A 3,402-nucleotide genomic window follows, 5' to 3' on the forward strand; every position below is an offset into this window, starting at 1 on the left:
GGGACTTGTGTTTCTGGTTTCCTGGCTGCATCGATCATGCATGTTCGGCCCGTGTGGGTTGTGTGTGTGGGGTGTGTGGTACGGGGTTGTTGTTTGAGAACTACATAGTGGACGCGAGCATCTTTTATAAGAAGCAATTTCCAAGAATATGAACCTGGATCTGTCGCTGTTGTCCTTCGGGGCGGTGGTGGTGGTTTTCATGGTTCTCTCGAAAATTTCTGATTGATCTTTTGTGGTCAAGTTTTTAAGAGCACACGGTGGATGCCTTGGCATTAGGAGCCGAAGAAGGACGTAGGAATCTGCGATAAGCCTGGGGGAGTCGATAACCGGACTGTGATCCCAGGGTGTCCGAATGGGGAAACCCCGCCAGGGGCGCGAGCTGCCTGGTGACCCGCATCTGAACACATAGGGTGCGTGGAGGGAACGCGGGGAAGTGAAACATCTCAGTACCCGCAGGAAGAGAAAACAATAGTGATTCCGTTAGTAGTGGCGAGCGAACGCGGATCAGGCTAAACCGTTCCATGTGTGATAGCCGGCGGGCGTTGCATGGTCGGGGTTGTGGGACTTTCCATACCAGTTCTGCCGGGCTGGTGAGGTGTGATGTGCAGGCATAGGTGAACGGTCTTGAAAGGCCGGCCGTAGAGGGTGTGAGCCCCGTAACCGAAATGTTGTGTACCGCCTGGTGAAGTATCCCAAGTAGCACGGGGCCCGAGAAATCCCGTGCGAATCTGTCAGGACCACCTGATAAGCCTAAATACTCCCTAATGACCGATAGCGGACCAGTACCGTGAGGGAAAGGTGAAAAGTACCCCGGGAGGGGAGTGAAACAGTACCTGAAACCGTGTGCTTACAATCCGTCGGAGCCAGTCTGATTCTGGTGACGGCGTGCCTTTTGAAGAATGAGCCTGCGAGTTAGTGTTACGTCGCGAGGTTAACCCGTGTGGGGAAGCCGTAGCGAAAGCGAGTCTGAACAGGGCGTTGCAGTGGCGTGATCTAGACCCGAAGCGAAGTGATCTACCCATGGCCAGGTTGAAGCGACGGTAAGACGTCGTGGAGGACCGAACCCACTTCAGTTGAAAATGGAGGGGATGAGCTGTGGGTAGGGGTGAAAGGCCAATCAAACTTCGTGATAGCTGGTTCTCCCCGAAATGCATTTAGGTGCAGCGTTGCGTGTTTCTTACCGGAGGTAGAGCTACTGGATGGCTAATGGGCCCTACAAGGTTACTGACGTCAGCCAAACTCCGAATGCCGGTAAGTGAGAGCGCAGCAGTGAGACTGTGGGGGATAAGCTTCATAGTCGAGAGGGAAACAGCCCAGACCACCAACTAAGGCCCCTAAGCGTGTGCTAAGTGGGAAAGGATGTGGAGTTGCGAAGACAACCAGGAGGTTGGCTTAGAAGCAGCCATCCTTAAAAGAGTGCGTAATAGCTCACTGGTCAAGTGATTCCGCGCCGACAATGTAGCGGGGCTCAAGTACACCGCCGAAGTTGTGGCATTCAGATATTAGCTAAGCCCTTGTGGTTCAGGCGTCTGGATGGGTAGGGGAGCGTCGTGTGGGCGGTGAAGTCGCGGTGTAAACCAGCGGTGGAGCCTACACGAGTGAGAATGCAGGCATGAGTAGCGAAAGACGGGTGAGAAACCCGTCCGCCGAATGATCAAGGGTTCCAGGGTCAAGCTAATCTGCCCTGGGTAAGTCGGGACCTAAGGCGAGGCCGACAGGCGTAGTCGATGGACAACGGGTTGATATTCCCGTACCGGCGAAAAACCGCCCATGTTGAACAGGGGATACTAACCGCCCGAGACCTGCCCGATCACCCTTTGGGTGTGAGGGTTTTGGTGGAGCGCGGGACCTGATCCTGGGAGGCAAGCGTATTAACAGGTGTGACGCAGGAAGGTAGCCGAGCCGGGCGATGGTTGTCCCGGTCTAAGGATGTAGGGCGAACGGTAGGCAAATCCGCCGTTCATGATGCCTGAGATCTGACGGGACCCCCGTAGGGGGGGATTCGGTGATCCTATGCTGCCGAGAAAAGCATCGACGCGAGGTTTTAGCCGCCCGTACCCCAAACCGACACAGGTGATCAGGTAGAGAATACTAAGGCGATCGAGAGAATTATGGTTAAGGAACTCGGCAAAATGCCCCCGTAACTTCGGGAGAAGGGGGGCCCCAACCTTGAACACCACACGCTGGTGGGAGGGGATCGGGGCCGCAGAGACCAGGGGGAAGCGACTGTTTACTAAAAACACAGGTCCGTGCGAAGTCGCAAGACGATGTATACGGACTGACTCCTGCCCGGTGCTGGAAGGTTAAGAGGACCGGTTAGCCGCAAGGCGAAGCTGAGAATTTAAGCCCCAGTAAACGGCGGTGGTAACTATAACCATCCTAAGGTAGCGAAATTCCTTGTCGGGTAAGTTCCGACCTGCACGAATGGAGTAACGACTTCCCCGCTGTCTCAACCATAAACTCGGCGAAATTGCAGTACGAGTAAAGATGCTCGTTACGCGCAGCAGGACGGAAAGACCCCGAGACCTTTACTATAGTTTGGTATTGGTGTTCGGAGTGGCTTGTGTAGGATAGGTGGGAGACGTTGAAGCCCGGACGCCAGTTCGGGTGGAGTCATCGTTGAAATACCACTCTGGTCACTTTGGACATCTAACTTCGGCCCGTAATCCGGGTCAGGGACAGTGCCTGATGGGTAGTTTAACTGGGGCGGTTGCCTCCTAAAAAGTAACGGAGGCGCCCAAAGGTTCCCTCAGCCTGGTTGGCAATCAGGTGTCGAGTGTAAGTGCACAAGGGAGCTTGACTGTGAGAGAGACATCTCGAGCAGGGACGAAAGTCGGGACTAGTGATCCGGCGGTACATTGTGGAATGGCCGTCGCTCAACGGATAAAAGGTACCTCGGGGATAACAGGCTGATCTTGCCCAAGAGTCCATATCGACGGCATGGTTTGGCACCTCGATGTCGGCTCGTCGCATCCTGGGGCTGGAGTAGGTCCCAAGGGTTGGGCTGTTCGCCCATTAAAGCGGTACGCGAGCTGGGTTTAGAACGTCGTGAGACAGTTCGGTCCCTATCCGCTGCGCGCGCAGGAAATTTGAGAAGGGCTGTCCTTAGTACGAGAGGACCGGGACGGACGAACCTCTGGTGTGTCAGTTGTACTGCCAAGTGCACCGCTGATTAGCTACGTTCGGATGGGATAACCGCTGAAAGCATCTAAGCGGGAAGCTCGCTTCGAGATGAGATTTCCATACACCTTGTGTGTGAGAGGCCCCCAGCCAGACCACTGGGTTGATAGGCCGGATGTGGAAGCGAGGACTAACGACTCGTGAAGCTGACCGGTACTAATAGGCCGATAACTTACACCACACACTCTTCCCGCGAACCCGTTTCAAAAGGGGTTCGCACCA

1 rRNA gene is annotated in these 3,402 nt (G+C 55.0%); it reads left to right on the forward strand.

The annotated features are described in order from the left end of the window. Positions 1-234: 234 nt before the first annotated feature. Positions 235-3,361 (forward strand): 23S ribosomal RNA (locus ABD243_RS00550). Positions 3,362-3,402 lie beyond the last annotated feature (41 nt).

The sequence above is a fragment of the Arthrobacter humicola genome (genome assembly GCF_039531445.1).
In the GTDB taxonomy this organism is placed as follows: Bacteria; Actinomycetota; Actinomycetes; order Actinomycetales; family Micrococcaceae; genus Arthrobacter; species Arthrobacter humicola.